Annotated in this window: 20 protein-coding genes; 12 read left to right on the top strand and 8 right to left on the bottom strand. The window is 43.3% G+C overall.

Annotation, left to right across the window (positions count from 1 at the left end):
* Positions 1–354 precede the first annotated feature (354 nt).
* Positions 355–513: a hypothetical protein gene (locus FERRO_RS10160; protein WP_160318092.1), complete on the top strand. Its 159-nt coding sequence runs from the start codon at positions 355–357 to the stop codon at positions 511–513.
* 139 nt (positions 514–652) lie between these two features.
* On the opposite strand, the gene FERRO_RS03080 is transcribed toward FERRO_RS10160, so the two are convergent.
* The 6 genes from FERRO_RS03080 to FERRO_RS03060 form a co-directional block, all read right to left on the bottom strand.
* Positions 653–1,105 carry a hypothetical protein gene (locus FERRO_RS03080; RefSeq protein ID WP_056929389.1) on the bottom strand — a complete coding sequence of 151 codons (453 nt, stop codon included), beginning with the start codon at positions 1,103–1,105 and terminating at the stop codon, positions 653–655.
* Complete coding sequence (locus FERRO_RS03075) at positions 1,102–1,869, bottom strand: metallophosphoesterase family protein (protein WP_056929388.1); 768 nt, start codon at positions 1,867–1,869, stop codon at positions 1,102–1,104. Before FERRO_RS03075 ends, FERRO_RS03080 begins: the two co-directional genes overlap by 4 nt.
* Positions 1,866–2,021, bottom strand: a complete 156-nt coding sequence (locus FERRO_RS10155) for a hypothetical protein (RefSeq protein ID WP_160318091.1) — start codon at positions 2,019–2,021, stop codon at positions 1,866–1,868. The genes FERRO_RS03075 and FERRO_RS10155 overlap by 4 nt, the downstream gene beginning before the upstream one ends.
* A gap of 40 nt (positions 2,022–2,061) precedes the next feature.
* Positions 2,062–4,908, bottom strand: coding sequence for an LPD7 domain-containing protein (locus tag FERRO_RS03070; protein ID WP_056929387.1), 2,847 nt, complete (start codon positions 4,906–4,908; stop codon positions 2,062–2,064).
* Positions 4,905–5,264 (bottom strand): plasmid mobilization protein, encoded by a 360-nt coding sequence (locus FERRO_RS03065; protein WP_056929386.1) that lies wholly within the window; start codon positions 5,262–5,264, stop codon positions 4,905–4,907. The genes FERRO_RS03070 and FERRO_RS03065 overlap by 4 nt, the downstream gene beginning before the upstream one ends.
* 288 nt (positions 5,265–5,552) lie before the next feature.
* Complete coding sequence (locus FERRO_RS03060) at positions 5,553–6,596, bottom strand: hypothetical protein (protein ID WP_056929385.1); 1,044 nt, start codon at positions 6,594–6,596, stop codon at positions 5,553–5,555.
* Between the two features lie 137 nt (positions 6,597–6,733).
* Here FERRO_RS03060 and FERRO_RS03055 point away from each other — a divergent pair, with 137 nt between their 5' ends.
* The 11 genes from FERRO_RS03055 to FERRO_RS03005 all read left to right on the top strand — a co-directional run bounded on the left by FERRO_RS03055 (position 6,734) and on the right by FERRO_RS03005 (position 13,969).
* Entirely contained in the window at positions 6,734–7,168 is a 435-nt protein-coding gene (locus tag FERRO_RS03055) for a hypothetical protein (protein WP_056929384.1), read from the top strand.
* 14 nt (positions 7,169–7,182) lie between these two features.
* Positions 7,183–7,968, top strand: a complete 786-nt coding sequence (locus tag FERRO_RS03050) for a hypothetical protein (RefSeq protein WP_056929383.1) — start codon at positions 7,183–7,185, stop codon at positions 7,966–7,968.
* Complete coding sequence (locus FERRO_RS03045) at positions 7,961–8,560, top strand: hypothetical protein (protein WP_056929382.1); 600 nt, start codon at positions 7,961–7,963, stop codon at positions 8,558–8,560. The genes FERRO_RS03050 and FERRO_RS03045 overlap by 8 nt, the downstream gene beginning before the upstream one ends.
* A 76-nt stretch (positions 8,561–8,636) precedes the next feature.
* Positions 8,637–8,903 carry a hypothetical protein gene (locus FERRO_RS03040; protein ID WP_056929381.1) on the top strand — a complete coding sequence of 89 codons (267 nt, stop codon included), beginning with the start codon at positions 8,637–8,639 and terminating at the stop codon, positions 8,901–8,903.
* Positions 8,904–8,921: 18 nt separating this feature from the next.
* Complete coding sequence (locus FERRO_RS03035) at positions 8,922–9,128, top strand: hypothetical protein (RefSeq protein WP_056929380.1); 207 nt, start codon at positions 8,922–8,924, stop codon at positions 9,126–9,128.
* Positions 9,125–9,877 carry a P-type conjugative transfer protein TrbJ gene (gene trbJ, locus FERRO_RS03030; RefSeq protein WP_056929379.1) on the top strand — a complete coding sequence of 251 codons (753 nt, stop codon included), beginning with the start codon at positions 9,125–9,127 and terminating at the stop codon, positions 9,875–9,877. Before FERRO_RS03035 ends, trbJ begins: the two co-directional genes overlap by 4 nt.
* Positions 9,878–9,906: 29 nt before the next feature.
* Entirely contained in the window at positions 9,907–10,194 is a 288-nt protein-coding gene (locus tag FERRO_RS03025) for a hypothetical protein (protein ID WP_056929378.1), read from the top strand.
* On the top strand, positions 10,191–11,609 hold the full coding sequence (locus FERRO_RS03020; protein ID WP_056929377.1) for a hypothetical protein: 1,419 nt from the start codon (positions 10,191–10,193) through the stop codon (positions 11,607–11,609). Before FERRO_RS03025 ends, FERRO_RS03020 begins: the two co-directional genes overlap by 4 nt.
* 9 nt (positions 11,610–11,618) lie before the next feature.
* Positions 11,619–11,846, top strand: coding sequence for a hypothetical protein (locus FERRO_RS03015; protein ID WP_056929376.1), 228 nt, complete (start codon positions 11,619–11,621; stop codon positions 11,844–11,846).
* A 154-nt stretch (positions 11,847–12,000) separates the two neighbouring features.
* Positions 12,001–12,699, top strand: coding sequence for a hypothetical protein (locus FERRO_RS03010; RefSeq protein ID WP_056929375.1), 699 nt, complete (start codon positions 12,001–12,003; stop codon positions 12,697–12,699).
* 238 nt (positions 12,700–12,937) lie between these two features.
* The gene (locus FERRO_RS03005) at positions 12,938–13,969 is read left to right on the top strand and encodes an IS110 family transposase (RefSeq protein ID WP_056929374.1); all 1,032 of its coding nucleotides are present in this window, start codon (positions 12,938–12,940) and stop codon (positions 13,967–13,969) included.
* Between the two features lie 472 nt (positions 13,970–14,441).
* On the opposite strand, the gene FERRO_RS03000 is transcribed toward FERRO_RS03005, so the two are convergent.
* Both FERRO_RS03000 and FERRO_RS02995 read right to left on the bottom strand, forming a co-directional pair.
* On the bottom strand, positions 14,442–15,851 hold the full coding sequence (locus tag FERRO_RS03000; RefSeq protein WP_056929373.1) for a DUF2130 domain-containing protein: 1,410 nt from the start codon (positions 15,849–15,851) through the stop codon (positions 14,442–14,444).
* A 2-nt stretch (positions 15,852–15,853) separates the two neighbouring features.
* Positions 15,854–17,734, bottom strand: coding sequence for an ATP-dependent nuclease (locus tag FERRO_RS02995; RefSeq protein ID WP_056929372.1), 1,881 nt, complete (start codon positions 17,732–17,734; stop codon positions 15,854–15,856).
* Positions 17,735–17,825 lie beyond the last annotated feature (91 nt).

Raw genomic sequence — 17,825 nt, 5'->3', positions numbered from 1 at the left:
CTACATAAATTATTTCTAAATTGTATTATGAATTTACTTGTTTGAAGTATAAATAATGTAATAACCGCCTTTTATGTGATTAAGATTGTTACAGAAGCTGATCTTCTTTGTAGAGTGTCGGCCAGAAGGCGATTGCACCGTCCGAAAACCAAATTCTGAAAGCGCACACAAGCGGTAGCAATTGAACGTGCAAAAAAATTAAATCCAAAAGCGGCTGTTAATATTAATGAGTTCGAAATACAAATTCTGGGAATCCAGATAAGTGGCGTAAACCATAAGGGTAATGCTGTAACTACATATCCGCCGTATTGCACGAAGCTTGACGCTGTGATGGCATAGCGTAAACTATGACTTATGATGATTAATGGCGAATTTGTTGAAACGGCGTTTACAGTCGATGAAGTGAATCAGGCAATTGCTGAGGAAAAACGGCGCGGAATTCAAGACGCGCCCTGCACTTTTCTAAAAGATGAGCAGTTAGATGCCGCCAAACGTGAGCAGCAAGATCGTTAATGGGCGTTGGTGCAGAGTGGTGCCCGCACACAAGAATCCATGTTTTTTATTCATTCCGATATTGCAAAATCACTCAAAATTCGCCACAGGACTGTTGAGTTTTAAACTTGCCTGCGTTTTCTGGGCTCGTTAGCCCCCATTACTCATGAGAACCCTTCATAAATGTTTCTCGCATACGGAATTTCAAAGCAATAGCTTCCCCATCACCAGGGGCTCTATCGCCTTCTTGCCTATCGGCGAAGGCAATATCGTCTGGACCAAACCCACGCTCACTCAACATATCGGCCAACAATCTTGGATCTTCATTGAACAGAACTTCTCCAGAAGGAAGCTTAACAGACAATTGATTAGCCACTTGATAAACTCTGAGTAATGGAGAATCTGGATACACTAACAAAGGGTCTCTGGCTTCTCGGCGTAAGTGAGTAAGCAGCTTGTGGTGCGGGAAACGGTCTTGAAATTTCGGGATAAGGCAATTAAAAATTTCATCAGCCATTTCGGCATTGCCCTGGCAATTGTGCATCGTCCATGCGCCAATTGCTGCCAATACTTCTTGCATCGGGTCTTTATTTCCATTATTTTCATTGTTCATTTTTTCTCATCCAAGTTACCAATTAAGATCATACCGCCATACATATCTGTCACGCTTCGCAAGCCCACACCATGTGCGCTAAAGCCTAATGCTTCCTCATAAGCTGAATAATTAAATCGATCATGGTGGTGACCATGAAAAGTGAATTTAACTTTCATGCTCTGTGCCAATACATCAATACCTCGGAATCCGTGAGGGTGACAAGTAGGGGCTTCGTGCGTAACTAAAATATCAGCTTGTTGGCCGTACAACTGTATCCAGTCATTCCAGAAAATAGTACTCTTGTGCAGCAGTGCTTTGCCCACCAAGGGTGGTGCAGGCAATCTGTCTGGTTGATTGCCTTCCTTGCTCATTTGACGGTAAAGTTTCCAGCGCTCAGCATCCAACATCTTTCTGGTATAGGTTTCGTAATCTGGATAAATAGGCTCAATTTCGGCGCTTGCTTGTGGATACCAAACTGACTCACGGAAAATACCGCCTAGCCCTGCTACACGTAGTCCATCAATTTCAACTACGCGGCCATGCAGGTTCCTGTCAGCCAATGCGGATCCAAACAGGTTGTCATAATCAGCTTTGCTATCTGTATCATGGTTGCCAGGAATGAAATAGACCTCGGTAAGTTCTATAACCTCTGCAAGTTCTTGTTCAAGTGGACGCTGCGCTTGGATGTCGCCTAAGAAAATAATAGCTGCAGGCTTCTCTGCTTGCACCACTGGGAGCACATGGCGAAAGTCACTGTGTACATCACCAAACATTAAAATCATTTTCTCTTCCCTTGGGGCGCATACTCAACTCCATGTAACATGCGAACTTGTTTTAACCCCTCACTTGTTAGGCGATAAATGCCTAAAAGTGGTGGAATACATAGAACAAGGTCACGCGTACTTCGCTCTTTTTGGTATTCATTTTTCTTCATTGCCAACTCCTTTGCTTTGCTTCATGTAATGAGAGTGGAATCAACGTCCCTTGTCTACACCCTTGTGTTTATTAACCTTTGTGGGCTCTGGTGGCAACTTAACGACAACATCTTCGGCAACGCGCATCTCTACAACCTCTACCTGTGGTAGGACGGTCTCAAGTGCAGACTCTTTGATCCGCGCTTGACGTGCTAGCTCGTCTGCCGCCCTCGCTTGTGTTTTCGCAACTTTACGCTCAGCCAAAATTCTCTCAGTGTTGGTCATACCGAGATATGGATCAGATTCTTGCACTCGCTTCTCTATGGTTGGTGGTGTGCGAGATAACTGACGTTTTTCACTTGTGAGCTGCACGCGCATTGCTTCTAGCTGAGGATCTACAAACTTGATGGCAATGCCTTGGGCTACGGCAACCTCAATCACGCGCTTCTGGAAGGCAGCAGAACCAGTAAGTGTTAAATTGCTACCAAACTTTTCACGTGCCAGCAACAAGCCTGCAACAATGGCTTCATCACTGTTTTCATCCAAAACTGCAAGGTGTCTACCTTCATCTCTAAGGACCGCATGACCACGCAGTCGGTAGGTAATGTCGCTGTTTTTATCTACAGTCTGCACAAGGTTTGATAACACCTTTGCCGCATAATCTCTTCTAGCAAGACGCCTGCGCTTTTGCTCATCCTCATCATCCACTAGAATAATGGTGCCAATTGATGGTGTAGTAAGCTGTACGGCGCGCGCGGTATCGTCTAGCTCTCGAAAGGCCACAAGCGCCTCTTCGTTGCCATCTTGAGCGCGGTCCTGCAAGAAAAGGCGCCAGGCATTCGCCTGATTTGGTTGGATAGAATCACGTAAGATCTGGCGCTCTTCACTAAGTGCGACATTAAGTTCTGCTTTTGCAGTAGCAGCTTTGAGTTTTCCTAGTGAATGTGCAGCTTTTCTAGCCGTGCCTGAAAGTCCGGCAAGGGTGGCCGCCTGCTCTGCTTTAAGCTTTTCAGCAAGGGCCGTGCGGTGTGCTTTAGCTACACCATCAAACACCTTAAGACGCTGAGATAGCTCTGCGTCAGTTACTTTGCGCATGGCTTTGAAGTCCATCCAAAGAATCGATGGTGCTGCCTTTACGTTACGTGGCTTTGTTACCTGACTATTAATTTGATGTTCATAAACTTGGCGCAAAATCGGCGCAGCCTCTTTCCATGGCAAGCCCAATTCCTTCATCAAAAAATCACTTGGTGTGAGAGCACGGCTTCCAGCTTGGATACGTGGACTGCCATCTGTTGCGGTCGCTACTTGGTACTTCTCAAGGTTGAGGCCATGACTGTGTGAAAGTAGACTTAGTAGCTGTGCGCAATCCAGATTCTTGCGAATCTCTGCATATCGCTCTTTATCTGCCGCCAACTCGTAGCGCTCGCGCTGTTCGGCAGTAACACGCCCGATTATGCTGGATGGTTGAAGTTCATGAAGCTGTTCGGTCCGGCTGGCTCTGCTGGAGATTTGATGTCCATATCCTCGAACAGGCTTACTGGTGCTTCCTGAGTTTGTATGATCTCCTCTGTCACTACTGCCGTCTGACTCTCTGCTTGTCGAATCGGTGGCACCGCTGGCATTGGCTCCATCGCCTCCTCCACGCTCATCTGCTTGTCGCAAGCCCAAACGATCTTGCTCTCGTGATGGCTCGGTTCGTACATCCACGCCATCGTTATCGCGCAGTAACATTTCACTCCGGCTTTGAATTCCATCCATGTCGCGTGGCTGCAATCCTGGCAGGCGATTTCTGGTGGGGGTATTTTCTTTTCGTCCATGATTTGAGACAGAACTGGTGAGGCCATGATGTTTCCTTTCGATTTCGTCTAAAAGTTGCTGACGCGTTTCGGCATCAGCAGGTTTGTATACTTCTTTGTAGAATTTGCTGCTTTGATGGATATAGCGAATTTCGCGCGCCTTGGTTTGGTGCCACTCCTCCAAAATTGACGCAACATATTTAGGTTCTTTTCTGGGCTGCATTTGTTCAAAGTATGCAATTTTTGCTTTGTCGGAAATAACAGCAAGTTTTTCATCGGTTGAACGCTCGATGAATTGACGCTGAAAAAACACACCTTTTAATCGCATAGCTCGATCTGATCCGTGTGGCTTTATCCTGAAACTCTCATTGAACTGGCCTTCATGCATCTTGGAAACGACCCCATGAACTTCAAGCAACTTGCCAAAGTCATCCCAAGTGGTAATATTTTTCGCTAGTATTTCCTTCTGCAGAGTAATTTCAAGACTGGCTTTTTTTTCGTTAAAAGTTCCGAGTGCATTGGGCTTTGCGCCGGTGTAGCGCGCTAAAATATCGACAGCATTCTCTGGCGTGATTTTTGGATTATCTTTAGGACTAGCAAAGCCATGCCTCGCATTAAATGATTCTTGGAATGCATCAATGTATTTAAGGTTGTCTGAGGCTTGCCCGAGGAATCCAAGTGGCTCAATAGATTTACCTGTGAGTAAATCACGCTTGCCAATGCCGATATGAATATGCGTCAGGCGTTCTACATTTTCACCTGTAAGTGAGTTGGTGTAACTAAGCATCTTTGGACGATGAGCTTCTGCATAGAACGCGATTCTGTGTCGCTCTGATTCTGGCCATGCTGCAAACGTATGGTTACGGAACTCATCAACGGCACGTTGGAGCATTTCATCTGTGACGTGATTTTCTGAAAAAGACAAGGTAACGTGATCATAGCGATGACCCTTACCTTCATGTGCCGAAGTGGAAATTTCAAACACGTCTAAGTCCCCGAACAATGGAATCCGTTGATCGAGCTGGTCGCGATGAAGCTCACGCCCTTTCTTGCGGCCAGTTTCCAAATACTCTTTGAACCCGCCATCAGCTCCGCCAACTTCAACAATCATTGACTGGCCTCTTGCACCTGAGACAACATGAAGTCATTGAGAAGTTGTAATTGGGTTGAGATTACCTTGAACGTATCATCGGAAATTGTTCTTGAAAGATTCGCAGCATTTGCTCGGTGTGCAAGCTGATTTAAATTATTGGATGCTTTGGACAGAAGCAAAACAGCTCGCGAGGCAGTAGGTGATTTAGCGACAACTAGAGTTGTATTGTTAACAACATGGAGTCGGAAAAATTCAGACTGCTTTAAACCGGCAGCCATAAATTTTCTTTCGTACATCTTGAACGTGCCTTCAGTCATCCGAAAGGCAACTGATTTTGTGAACTTCTCTGCATCCAACTTTTCTGGCCTTGCCATGATAATTTTCTCCTTTTAGTAGGCTTGCCCACGTCCATCCGCACAAGGATGGTACCTAGCGAAACACACCCTAAAGGTGGTGTGGAGCGTAAGGGGTTAAGGGGAATATCCCCTTAGCACAGGTCAAAGTTTCAAAAATCGTAGATTTTTGTAAACATTGACTGTCGTGCCTCTGTTTGCAATGTAGGAATTGTATTTATAAAGTCAGGAAGACATTGTTATAAAAGGAGAAGAACACGGAATACATAGGAGTATCACGGAATATGGATTCCGTGGTTTTCAAACTATTTATACAAATTCGATCAGATTCACTAAATTGCTTAGAGAAGGTGTTGTTTGTACTTCATAAAGTTTGGTACCTGTACCTGCATATTTTCCAAACTGAATTTTGTTATTAGAGATTGTTCTTAGAGAGCTGATTGTTGGAAGTGCTTTCTTATTTTCCCACCGCCCTAATATCATTCTTTGGCTACCAATCGCATTGGCAAGCTCACTACAATTATTCACCTCTAAAACATTTTTTAAAGAAATAACCCATTGTGAAACGAATCGTTTCGCAATTTCAATGCGCTTTAATTCCTCTTCTGTTTTTTCTTGACGTCCAGGTAGCCTATTATTTAATAGCCTGTCGGTATCCCTGAACTTTCGAATTACTTTTTTTGCTGCTCTGATAATATTTTCTTGTCCGGCCAACTCGTCCTGTAGCTCTAATATCCTTTTTTCGGCACGCTTAACATCATGTTTCGCAGCATCTGCATCTGCCTCAAGCATTGATTTATAAGAGCCATTTTGTGACCTAAATAAATTAGTACAGAACTCTATATTCTGTATTTTCCTCTCAAATTCCATCTTCGAGAATTCATTGTGTGTCGCTAGTTCTTCAGGCGTATAAGGTTTTACGCAAAGTAAATCTTCAGAATCTTCTTGCTCAATTTGATCCTCAATCCACGGATGTTGGACCCAATTATTGGATGTTAAAACCACATAATCAATTGCAATTTCGCTATTCAGTTGCGACCTAAGTTGAGTAAATGAAATTTTTGGTAACTCTCGCTCTTGGAAATTGGCAACCCAAGCATTGCGTAATGCCATTAGTTTCGCTGCTTTTCTTAAACTTATATTCAACTCTGTAGCAATTGGCTTCAAATAACTCTCATTGAAGCTTTGTTTAATTACCTTTTTTGGTAATTCATTTGCGAGTTTTCCAGATAAATAAATCGAATAAACAATATCTGTTTTGAAGCAGCTTATATAAGGAACACTTTCCATCCATGTTGTTTTTAAGCTTTCAGCAAAAACCTTGAATGAAATCGACAACCCATCAAAAAGCATAATAATTTAACCTCTCATATTGTAACTTCTAAATACATATTTATATTATATATAGATAATACAGTAGTTACAACGTAACTTATATAGTCATATTTCAGGAATAAATCGATATACAACGAAAGCAAACTAATTAAAAAATGAATACGGAACGAGATAACGTCAAAGCTGCATTGATAGAAGTTACAGGTGGGAGCCGACGAAATAAGACCGCCCGATTACGTGATTATTACGATTGGGTGATGGAAGCAAAAGCCGCAGGTGCGAGTAATAAAGTTTTGGTAAATGCTTTAGCAAAAAATGGACTTATTTTTGATATTGATACTTTCAAACATGCACTTCACAGAATCAAAAAAGAGCGAGTCATCGATGCCTTAATCATTAAGTCAGCTGCAGAAGTAATACCAGTAGTAGAAAAATCAAAAAAAATTGAGCACAAAAATGTTAGTTATCCAACTCTGAACTCAGAAAAACCCAATAAAGACGCGGCAATTAACAGAATTGAAGATGTAGATTTAATCAATAAAACAAGCCTCCCAGGATTTGGGAAAACTAAACCAAAAGCACCAAATTAATTAAGGATAATAAAATGAGATCTGTCGTATTGAATTTGAATGGGAATGTGGGTAAATCTACAGCTTGTAACGAAGTGGTTTACCCACGATTGCCAAAAGGCACTGAAGTAATTTATGTAGAGTCGGACAACTCAATCCCTGGAAAAATTGCAGGCAGTAAAGAAATTGAGGCTACGTCTGAAGAGTGGGCTTGGCTGATTGAATACCTAGCTACCAACATTGTGGGGCATGACATTATTGTTGACATTGGCAGCACCGACTCAAAAAAAATCAAAGCATTATTCACTGAGTTTCATGGTTCTGTGGATGAATTTGATTTGTTTATTGTGCCACACAGCCCTGATGGTAAGTCTGAGGATACTGCCCTGACAATTGATTTCTTGCAAAACATGGGTGTCCCAGCAGAAAAAATAAAAATGATATTTAACATGGTTCCTGTCGGTGCAAAATTGGAAAAGATATTTGCCGACTTATTTGCATACCATGAAGAACATAAAAATTTTGTAATAAATACTTCAGCAGTTATCTACAAAACGGGGTTGTTTGAGCGCATTAAAAACACGGACAACACTGTTGAGAGTATCAATTTAGACAAAACAAATTGGACACAACAAATAATTGATGCGCATCCTAAAAAGGATGATCCCAAGGTAAAAGAAGCTATCGCATATTACTCATGGATGAAAACCAACAAAATGATGGCTACCTCTCTAGTAGCAGATTTTGATCGTGCATTCAAAGCAGTTATGGGAAAACCTTTACAGGCAGAAGCTACCAAAAAGGTGAGTAGCCATGCTTGATAAAAAACCAGATCATTTTGATGGGCTTGTCGCTGAATGGATTGGTGAAGTCGGGCAACTCCACCAAAAAATACAACAATTACCAAAAGCAATGGATGAGGCTTTATTACCCACCATAAGATTGTTAAATGATTTATCTAAACAGCGCGTTGACGTTAAAACATACTCAATGCAATCAACCTATTTGCCATCAAACCCAATTTCATCCTTGCAAACAGTGCTTATTGCAGGACTATCCTTTGGTTTCGGATTTGGCGCACAAGCTATACATCTTTCAGCGTTTGGTGCTGCCACAGTGGGAATAACCGTTGGCGTTATCGTCAGTCAGGCTACTTTGTATTTTCAGAAAAACCAAGAAAATCGACTGAAACTCGTAAAGCCCAAAAAAGCCTCAACCTCATGGACGGAAGCTGATTTCCAACGAGCAATAGTCAATACAAAAATATCGATTAGAACGGTAGCTGCATGTCGTGATGTGCTTGTTGACAATGCATCCATTGGCGCAGCCGCGATCACACATCAAATCTTACCAGGTCAAATCTATAAAGCTTTACCTGAACTTCGTGAACGCGAGATGTTATCCAGAATTTAAGAGTCAAAAGCGCTGTACCCAATCGCGACAACGACCAGGCACAGCTGACCAAGGCAATCTAACCAGGAGATCACACATGGCTACAAATATTTTAACACCAACGCAATTGCAATACAGACTGCCAAAAACGGATAAGCAAAAACTTCTCGCAAGCATGCCATGCGAAATCCAATATCCACATGGAATTGTTCCTGATTCAGTGCTGCAGCAAAGTTCGGAATACTTCCCAGCGCTTCAGGGACAAACCAATATTTCTAAAACTGAAATGATTCAAATCATGACCACAGAAGTCGAGTATCAAAAAGCTGTTTTCGTTAAAAAATACGGCAATATTTTCGGCTAATTTACTAAGGAGATTCAAATGAAAGATGAAGTGAAAGTTGTAGATAAAGAACTTGAAGAAATTAAGGGCAAGTTAAGAATAATTGGAATTATGTTTGTAATTTTCATTGCTCTTTCTCCACTCAAAAATCACTTAGAACTTATTACAAGAGCGGGCCTGTCAGTATTTTTGTCACCATTAGCGCTATATGGAATTTTTAAATATAAGGAAAGGAAAGCTAAATGAAAAAGCGTCTTTTAACACTCGCACTGCTGGCAGTAATGACTAATGCTAATAATCCTGCTTATGCAGTTTTCTGCGCAAATTGTGCTACTGAATGGACTCAGGTATTAAACAGGATTCAGCTTGCTGCCCAGTACGCTAAGCAAGTGGATCAATATACAACCCAGTTGCAGGAATACCAAGCTCAGTTGCGGAATTTGGAATTGAATCCCACCAGCATCATGAGCTCGGACGTTTCACGGCTAATGAATGGTATTGGCAGCATCATGCAGTCAGGGCAATCCATTGGTGGTTCTATGGCTAAGATTGATGAGAACTTTACTAAAGAATTTAAAAATCCGCTGGATGGGAATTTTTCAGAAAAATTCAAAACTTGGACAACAGCAAGCCAAGACACACTGGGTGCAGCAATGCGTTCTGCTGGTATGCACCGAGATTCTTTCGCATCAGATACTGAGGCTTTAACTGCTTTGTTTAACAAGACACAAACTAGCCAAGGCACAGTTGCTGCCGTTCAAACTATGAGTGAGATCAATGTAATGCAAGTCCAACAGATGCAGAAGCTCCAGGATCTGATTGCTACCCAAAATATTGCTACTAGCAACTATATGGCTGGGCAAAATGCCAAGGCTCAAGCCGCTGTAGATGGTGATTCTGCCATTCAAAAGGGATTTTTGGCAATTAAACCAAAGGAACTGCCAAAACTTGATACATCCCAAAAAACTTACAAAAAATGGGATTTGTTCCAATAAACAGTTATTTATCTGAAAGGTTTTTTATTATGAAAAAGATATTTTTGTTATCCATTCTACTTTCACTGTCCGCATGCGGATCTAAGCTCGATAGCTCTAAGCTAGACGGTACATACGTTAGTGATTTTACTAAATCAAGTTACACCTTCAAAAATGGCACAGTTATTGAGAGCAGAAACGGTATGAAACTGGATGAGAGTCCATACCTTATCGACGGTGATGCTATAAAAATTCATGGATTTCCATTCACCTTATTTAAAGATGGAACTGAAGATTTAAATGGTGGATCTGCGTTTGGAAGATTGGTGAAAAAATGAAAACTCTCATATTTTTAATTTTGTTATTTTCTTTCAAAGTCGCACATGCTGCCGATACACCAGATATTTCAATAGTTAATACTGTTAATGAGGCGATTAAACTCGCAAGTGCATCCATCATGCCGCAGGCGCTGATCTGGCTCGGATCACTCATGTCCATACAATTTGTAGTGACAAACCTCCACGTACTAAAAAGTGAGGGTGATTTGACCTCTTTTTGGGCAAAATTTTTAGGCAGTTTGATGTGGTTCAGTTTTTGTATCTATGTTTTAAAAAATGGACCTGAATACATTGACTCTGTAGGTAATGGTGTATTGACTAAATTTGCGCCTAATTTACCTAGCCCAGGTTCAGTCATTACTGCCACACTTAGCCTATGCTCTTCTATTTTAATTGGAATAGCCGCGACTGGCACATCAATAGCAGGGGTTGGAAATAGCTCTATCGGTAGTGTGCTGGTAGTGATCTTATTTACTGTCTTCGGAGCAGGAATGTTTATGGCAATAAAACTCATTATGCTGCAATTAGAATTAGGTTTAATTGTAATGATGTCACCACTGAGTTTTTCTTTCCTTGGATTGAATGCTTTAAAAGATCAGGGCATTGCACCATTCAAATCTTTAATCTCTTTGGTGTATCGAATAATTTTACTTGGAATTGTTTATTCTGCTTTCGGCAAGATCATTGATGTCGCTGGCGTACAGCTAGATAGTTTTTCATGGGGCAATCCATTTGATTGGGGCTCAATAATAAAGGTTATTTTTGCGATGTTATGTTCGTTCCCTGTCATCGTATATCTTGTGTGGAAATCGGACTCAATTGCTGCCTCTCTGGCTGGCGGTAGTACAAATATGGGTACAGCTGATGTGGCTTCTGCGGCTGCGGCAGGAGCGGCTTTAGGTGCTGCTGCAGGATCTGGTGCTGGTGCAGTGGCTGACTCGGCGACAAAAGCCGGTCAGACAATGAGTGACTTCATGAAAAGTTTGGGAAATTCCGGATCTGTATCAGATGCTTCTTCATCTGGAACTCGTGGCTTTGATTCTCCAGTGGTAGGAGACGCCCCAATTTCCCCAAAAAAATCCCCACAAATGTCTTTACAAGAGATGCGAAATCACCCTTCATCTATAGGAAACAATCCAAAACCAGAGTCATCACCTTTAACAGGAGTTACGCAATCGTCTGCGTCCCCCATAACTACTGGATCGTCTAATGTCAGACCTTTACCTGGTCAATCGGCTTCACCTAGTGGATCTGGTCAAGCTGCTGGAATTGGTGGTGCGCCGAGCTCTACCGATCAAAATATGGGGCAATCGAATAAACCAACATTCAGAGATCACCTTTCTAAACTGAACGACCACGTTGCGAAAGAGCAAGCAACAACGCATGTGAGCATTAACACACACCATTCTGACTAAGGATTAAAAATGAAATACACAGATTTTAGGGATAGAACTTTCGACTTTTTATTCAAAACGCTACCAGCTGAAGATAGATTGCAAGGCTGGCCAGACAGTAAGGTAAAGAGTTTCATGCAGCTTTTAGCATATGGAATTGACAAAGCTTTTATATATTTCTTTCTATTTATTGCTCTGCCAGCGCTGTTTATTCTAAGTTTGTATGCGGCATGGCAAAGAATTAGTGGAATTTTTTAAATATATTTTAGATATAAATCATGAATCAATTTGTAAAAAATACTGAAGAGGATATGGAATTGCGCGCAGCACATGAGCTAATAAAAGAACAATCTGCAGTGGCTCGCCCGCCGCTTATATTAATCAAGAAACATTTATAGTTTTATAGGCTGCCATGAATTTTGACATTAATAAATCCAAACAAATATTTGTTGATACCAGCCAGCACACTGTTGGCGACGATCAATTGCTACGATCGACATTTGAAGTGTACTTTCCCCATATACTCAAACTAAGAAATGCTGGTTATTCGTTCAAGCAGATCGCCGATCTGCTTGAACAATGCGATCTCAGTCTGGACTGTTCGATGGTAGAGCAATACTTTGAAGATCAACTGATGGAGAAAAGAAATAAGAATGCGCAACTGATAGATGAGATGACCGAAATCATACGACAATTTACTGAAGCCAACCAAGACAAGAATGATACGGAAAAAGTCGTACCTGTGACTTCAGCTGGCATGCGCCACACAACGACCTCCTCACCGAATGAAGGTTTGCACTGCTTAGCGTTACTGCCAGTCAAGCCGCTAGAGCGACGGGATGGCGTGCCTGAAGAAGTCTATATGGATGGACAATTGGAGCATCCAGCCATTCCAGGGCTTATGCTATCAAAGGACGAGCGATTGTATGGGAAACAATTAGAAGTCGTGGATCATAATGGGGAAGCTTACCTTGAATCAGTAAAGGATAGAATATTCAGAATTAAGTGGGTAAAACCTATATCAAGAATAGAAACTGAAACAGGAGCTAATTTTGTAAAGATGAACTACGAGCTATTTAAGTATGTTGGCACTGGAAAACTACCTGAGTAATTCGGGTATTCGTAAAGTTTTGTGTATTCGCTAATTATTAGGTAATGCTACAAGCTAATTAAACTTCGTAAAATAATGTTGATTCTACTTTTTGACTGTCTGCTTTACGGCAAGCTATTTAGTAGGTCAAAGGGCAAAAAACTGCCCAAAGCAATGGGATGGACTCCCCCTCCCCGAAAGGGCACCGAAGTGTCAAACTGGAGTTTCCACACAACCAGTTAGAGAAAGGGAGTTCATCATGAGAATTGTACGAGTTGGCGTAGATTTGGCAAAGGATGTTTTTCAGCTTCACGGTGTTGATCGAGACGACAAAACTGTTTGGCAACGTAAGCTGAATCGTAATGAATGGATCAAGGTGCTATTGGAAAAAGTCGAGCCAGGATGCGTGATTGGAATGGAAGCTTGTGGTGGAGCGCATCATTGGGCGCGGCTGCTTCAATCCAAGGGATTTGTTGTTAGATTAATAGCACCGCAGTTTGTTAAACCTTATGTAAAAAGTAACAAGAATGATATGAATGACGCAGAGGCGATTTGCGAAGCCATGAGCCGACCTCATATGCGTTTTGTCAATATCAAGAACACCGAACAACAAGACATTCAGGCCACACATCGTATTCGTGCAGAGTTGATGGATCAACGTAAAGCTAAATCCAACCAAATACGCGGCTTGGTTTCAGAATATGGTTTGGTTGCGCCTAGAGAAATATGTCACTTACGTTCGGCAATCCCTTATTGGTTGGAAGAGCTGGATAATGGCTTAAGTGATCGCTTCCGTCGATTATTACATGGTGTATGGCATGACTTGTTAATTCTGGATCAACGCATCAAAGCGCTTGATCAAGAAATTGAAGTACTTGCAGCTAATGATCCTGTGGCAAAACGCCTACAGCAGTTGAGAGGCGTTGGTCCAATGATTGCAACCGCATTATTGGCGACAGTAGGTGATGCTTCCCAGTTTAACAATGGACGTCAGATGGCTGCGTCTTTAGGATTAACACCAAAACAAATGAGCTCAGGTGGAAAGAGCAAACTGCTTGGTATTAGTAAACGGGGCGATTCCTACGTACGATGTTTGCTGGTACATGGCGCACGTTCAATGATCCAAATGGCTAAGCATAAAGAAGATCATTTGAGTCAATGGGTGATGCGTATTGCGAATAACCGTCATCCGAATATAGCCGCGGTGGCGATGGCGAACAAAACCGTCAGGATTGCATGGGCGATGATACGTAAAGGCTTAGATTACCAACCAGAGTTAGCCTCAGCTTAACAAGGTAAAGTTTGACAGAAAGTGATCAATATTAGGATTGCAAAACAAACCGCGTGATGGCCAACAGGTCGAACCGGCACAGGAAAGACCCGAGAATGTCTGTGGCATCATAGCCCGTCAAAGCAATGGGGAGCCTGTGCGCGAATAGCCCATCAGGGTCGTGCATTTCAAATGAAATGCGGTATTAAGAGACCGGATATACGTGAGCAGTCGCACCAACAAGCCAAAATCGGATTGTTTGCAAAAGAGGAGGAGTCCATATACAATCATTCGTTCGAGCCATCACAGGCTCACCAGTCTGGCCAAATCTGGTAACTGGATTTTGATAATTTCTCTGTTTTGAATAAACGCAGTTTAATCATAGCGAAAAATCCGCTTGGCTAAAAGAATGATAACCTTTAGGAGGGGCTACCGACTCTTACTATGCCGACCTGCTCTTTTAAGAAATCCCCACGGGAATGAATATCCTACCTCAATCTGTATCGGAAGAACTACCCTCCTTGAGCTCGGAGAACTTGGCTGCCATCGTCGGGTTGCCCCGAGTCAGTTTTTTGATTGTCACGTCTTGCGCCTTGTCGTTCGCAAGACGAAGGTTCCGATCGGTACCGAGCAGAGCGTCCTTGGTTTTCTGCAAGTGGTCGATTGATTTATCGATCTCCTCAATCGCCTTTTTAAAGCTGTTGGATGCAAGGTCGTAGTTCCTCGCGAATGAGTTCTTGAATGCCTCGAGATTGTTTTCAAAGTTCGTGATGTCGATGTTCTGCGCTCTAACAAGAGCAAGTTCTGATTTGTACTTAAGTGAGTTCATTGCAGCATTCCGCAGCAATGTGATGATTGGTATAAAAAACTGGGGTCGGACGATGTACATCTTCGAGTATCGATGGGACATATCGATAATACCAGTGTTATATAGCTCGCTATCAGGTTCGAGCAGGGAAATCAGAACCGCGTACTCGCACTTCTTTTCTATACGATCCTTGTCGAGTTCCTTCAGGAAGTCTTCATTCTTCTTTTTGGTAGCAGTTTCGTCACTCTCATTCTTCATCTCGAACATGATCGAGACGATTTCGGTGCCCTCTTCATCTGAGTCGCGGAAGATGTAGTCACCTTTACTGCCGGCTCGCGCATCATTGTCTTTCTCGAAGTACGATCTCGGAAATGCAGTGGCACGAATTCGGTTGAACTCGGTCTCACAGTGCTGTTCAAGGGTTTCACCGACCATCTTGGTCGATAGCTTGGCCTTCAAGTCCCGAAGGCGCTCAATTGCATCATCTCGATCCTTAATCTGCGTCTCGTACTTTTCTTTCAGAGATTTTTCTGCGAGATGCTTTTCAAGTTCTACCCGTTGCAAGCCATTTTTCAGTTCGTCGCGTTCTTTTTCGACTACATTTACTGCCTCGGTTATAGCGAGTTTTTGTGAGATATTGCTAGCGTCGATCTTTGCCTTTAGCTCCTGAATTTCTGTATCCTTTGTTACAGCGGCTTTCTGCAATTCGTTCACATGCTTTGCCTCAGCTAACATTGAAGTAACTTGCTTATCATGCTTCGCTTGCTCAAGTTCGTTAGCAAGTGCGTCGCGCTCTTTTTCTACTGCGCTTAGCGCCTCAGATACAGCTAGCTTCCGCGCAACCTCGCCGGCATCTAGCCTAGCCATCAGCTCCTGAATTTCTCTGTCCTTCGCAGAGACAGCCTTCTGAGATTCACTGATAACGTTGGCTTTGGCGAGTTCGACTGCGTTTCTCTTATCCTGTTCGGCCAGCTCAAGTCGCTCATGCAATTGTTTCTCGAAGTCGCCATCACGAACTTGCTTAAGGATGTCAGCGTACCCGGCCTCATCAATCTTGAATGCTTTCCTACAATGCGGGCAGATAATCTCATGCATTTTTAAACTCCTCCAGCTTTCATTAAAATTTGCTTGAGCATCTCTGGAACAGTTCCTTTTGCCTCGATTGTTGCTGTTCGGTAAGCGTATTGGTTCTTTGCGAATTCGATTCCGGCAGCGCTCTCAATCTCCGCACATGATATTGCCCATTCCGCCCAATTAGCTTCAAGGTAGGCCTCAAGGTGGTCGCTCAATGTTGCTACACAATCTGTGACTTGCTCCAGTGGGAAATCAATCTCAATTTCGCCTAGATATCTCAACAGCCGACGATTTTCAGTCGAATAGTTCGTACGCTCATTGTCTATAACAGCCTGTTTCTTGCCCACAGCTTTAGCTCGCCCCTCGAAACCGCCATCACCATCGAAGACCACATAAGTCGGAATTCCTAGGCAAGTAAGGATGGCATGAGCTAGCGGAATTCCACCTTTACCACCTGCAGAAACAATAGACAACCCCTGAGATTCAAGGCGACCCATGGCATCTCGATCACCAATCCCATAGAATACTGCGACCTCTGTATCCCCCTCGACTAGCAGCACACGCGCTGCGAACAACGCAACCGAGAGGCGACTGGTGACGATGCCATCGAGTTGACGGCCAATCTGGCCAGCATCAACTGTCCCATCTAGTTTCGTCTTCACATCCTCAATGGTGGCAAAGTGGACAGTTACCACCGGAGTCTCGTCAGACGATCTTGTGAGACGTCTGACCTGATCAAAATGCCTAGCCTCGAGGAAGTAGGGACTATGAGTCGCATAAGTTACTTGAATACGTTTACCTGTATCCTCGGCAAGTGACCTGAGTACCTTCGCAAAAGCATGCGCCTGGATCGGATGCTGAAAAAGCTCGGGTTCTTCAATAGCCAAGCAAATGACACCCTCTGCTGAAGCTGAGCCCGACTGTGCCAATAGCTGGAGGGCTGAGATTAGAAGAGTACGCTGAAAGCCGTGCCCCTGTCGTTCTACAGCAGTCTGGGTTGTACCGTCCAGCACCGTCACATCGAATGTCGTGCGAGGAGCTTTGAGTTCCACATCGGCCGGAGAAACCGTGACCGCCCGACCAGGTGCATAGGATGCAACGACCTCGTTGAGCTGCGTGGTAATGGCATCAAGCTGCTCTTTGAACTTCTCTTCATAGACTTTCTGCTGCTTCGCACGTGACTCCTCTACAATTTTCGCAATCTCCTCATCGGCAGCGGCACGATCGATTGAACGCTCAAGTATTCGGCCGATGATGCTAGACTTACCGTCGATCGACTCCTCACTTGCGCGAAGGTCGGCAGTGACCAAGACAAAGTCGAAGAGACCACTCATCTTACCGCCACTATTGAATCCAAAAAAATTGGTCTGCAAGGCTTCAGGAGCATCGACAAGTTGGTCCGTGTGAGATGCCTCCCATGCCGTCATTGCCTGTTCAACAGCAGCGCCGGTGTTGGCCACTGGAAGATTCAAATCTGGGGTGTCTTGCCGGAGCTGGGCGTACAAATCTTTCTTCGCAGTCGCACCGTTTGCTGCCTTGATTGCGTTAAAATCTGGAAAGCCCTTTGCATTGGCAGAGAGCATATCGGAACCATCAGGTGACCGACGCTTCCATGCAGTGAATGTCACAACGCCATCCGGAGCATATTTGCCAAGTGCTTCGCGATCCTTTTCGGTGAGATCAGCGAATGTAACCTGGACTTCAATGTCTTCTTCAATCGCCCCAAAGGAACAGTCATTCTCAGTCAATGAACTAGGTTTTCCGTTAAAGAACCAGTCGAGAGCACGAAGTACAGTTGACTTGCCAGCACCATTCGGCCCAATGAAAGTCGTGACAGAGTCGAATGGGATCGTCACATCTTTCAATGTGCGAAAGTTTTTGACACGAACGATTTGAATCTTCATAGCAGCTCCCAACTCCTTGTGTGACTTACTGGTTTATGTCTCGTATTAGCAGATAAGAGCCTTCCTCCGTTTACATAACACGGGGGACTAT

This window comes from Ferrovum sp. JA12 (assembly GCF_001431705.1).
GTDB lineage: Bacteria > Pseudomonadota > Gammaproteobacteria > Burkholderiales > Ferrovaceae > PN-J185.
This window is presented reverse-complemented; position numbering and strand designations above follow the sequence as displayed.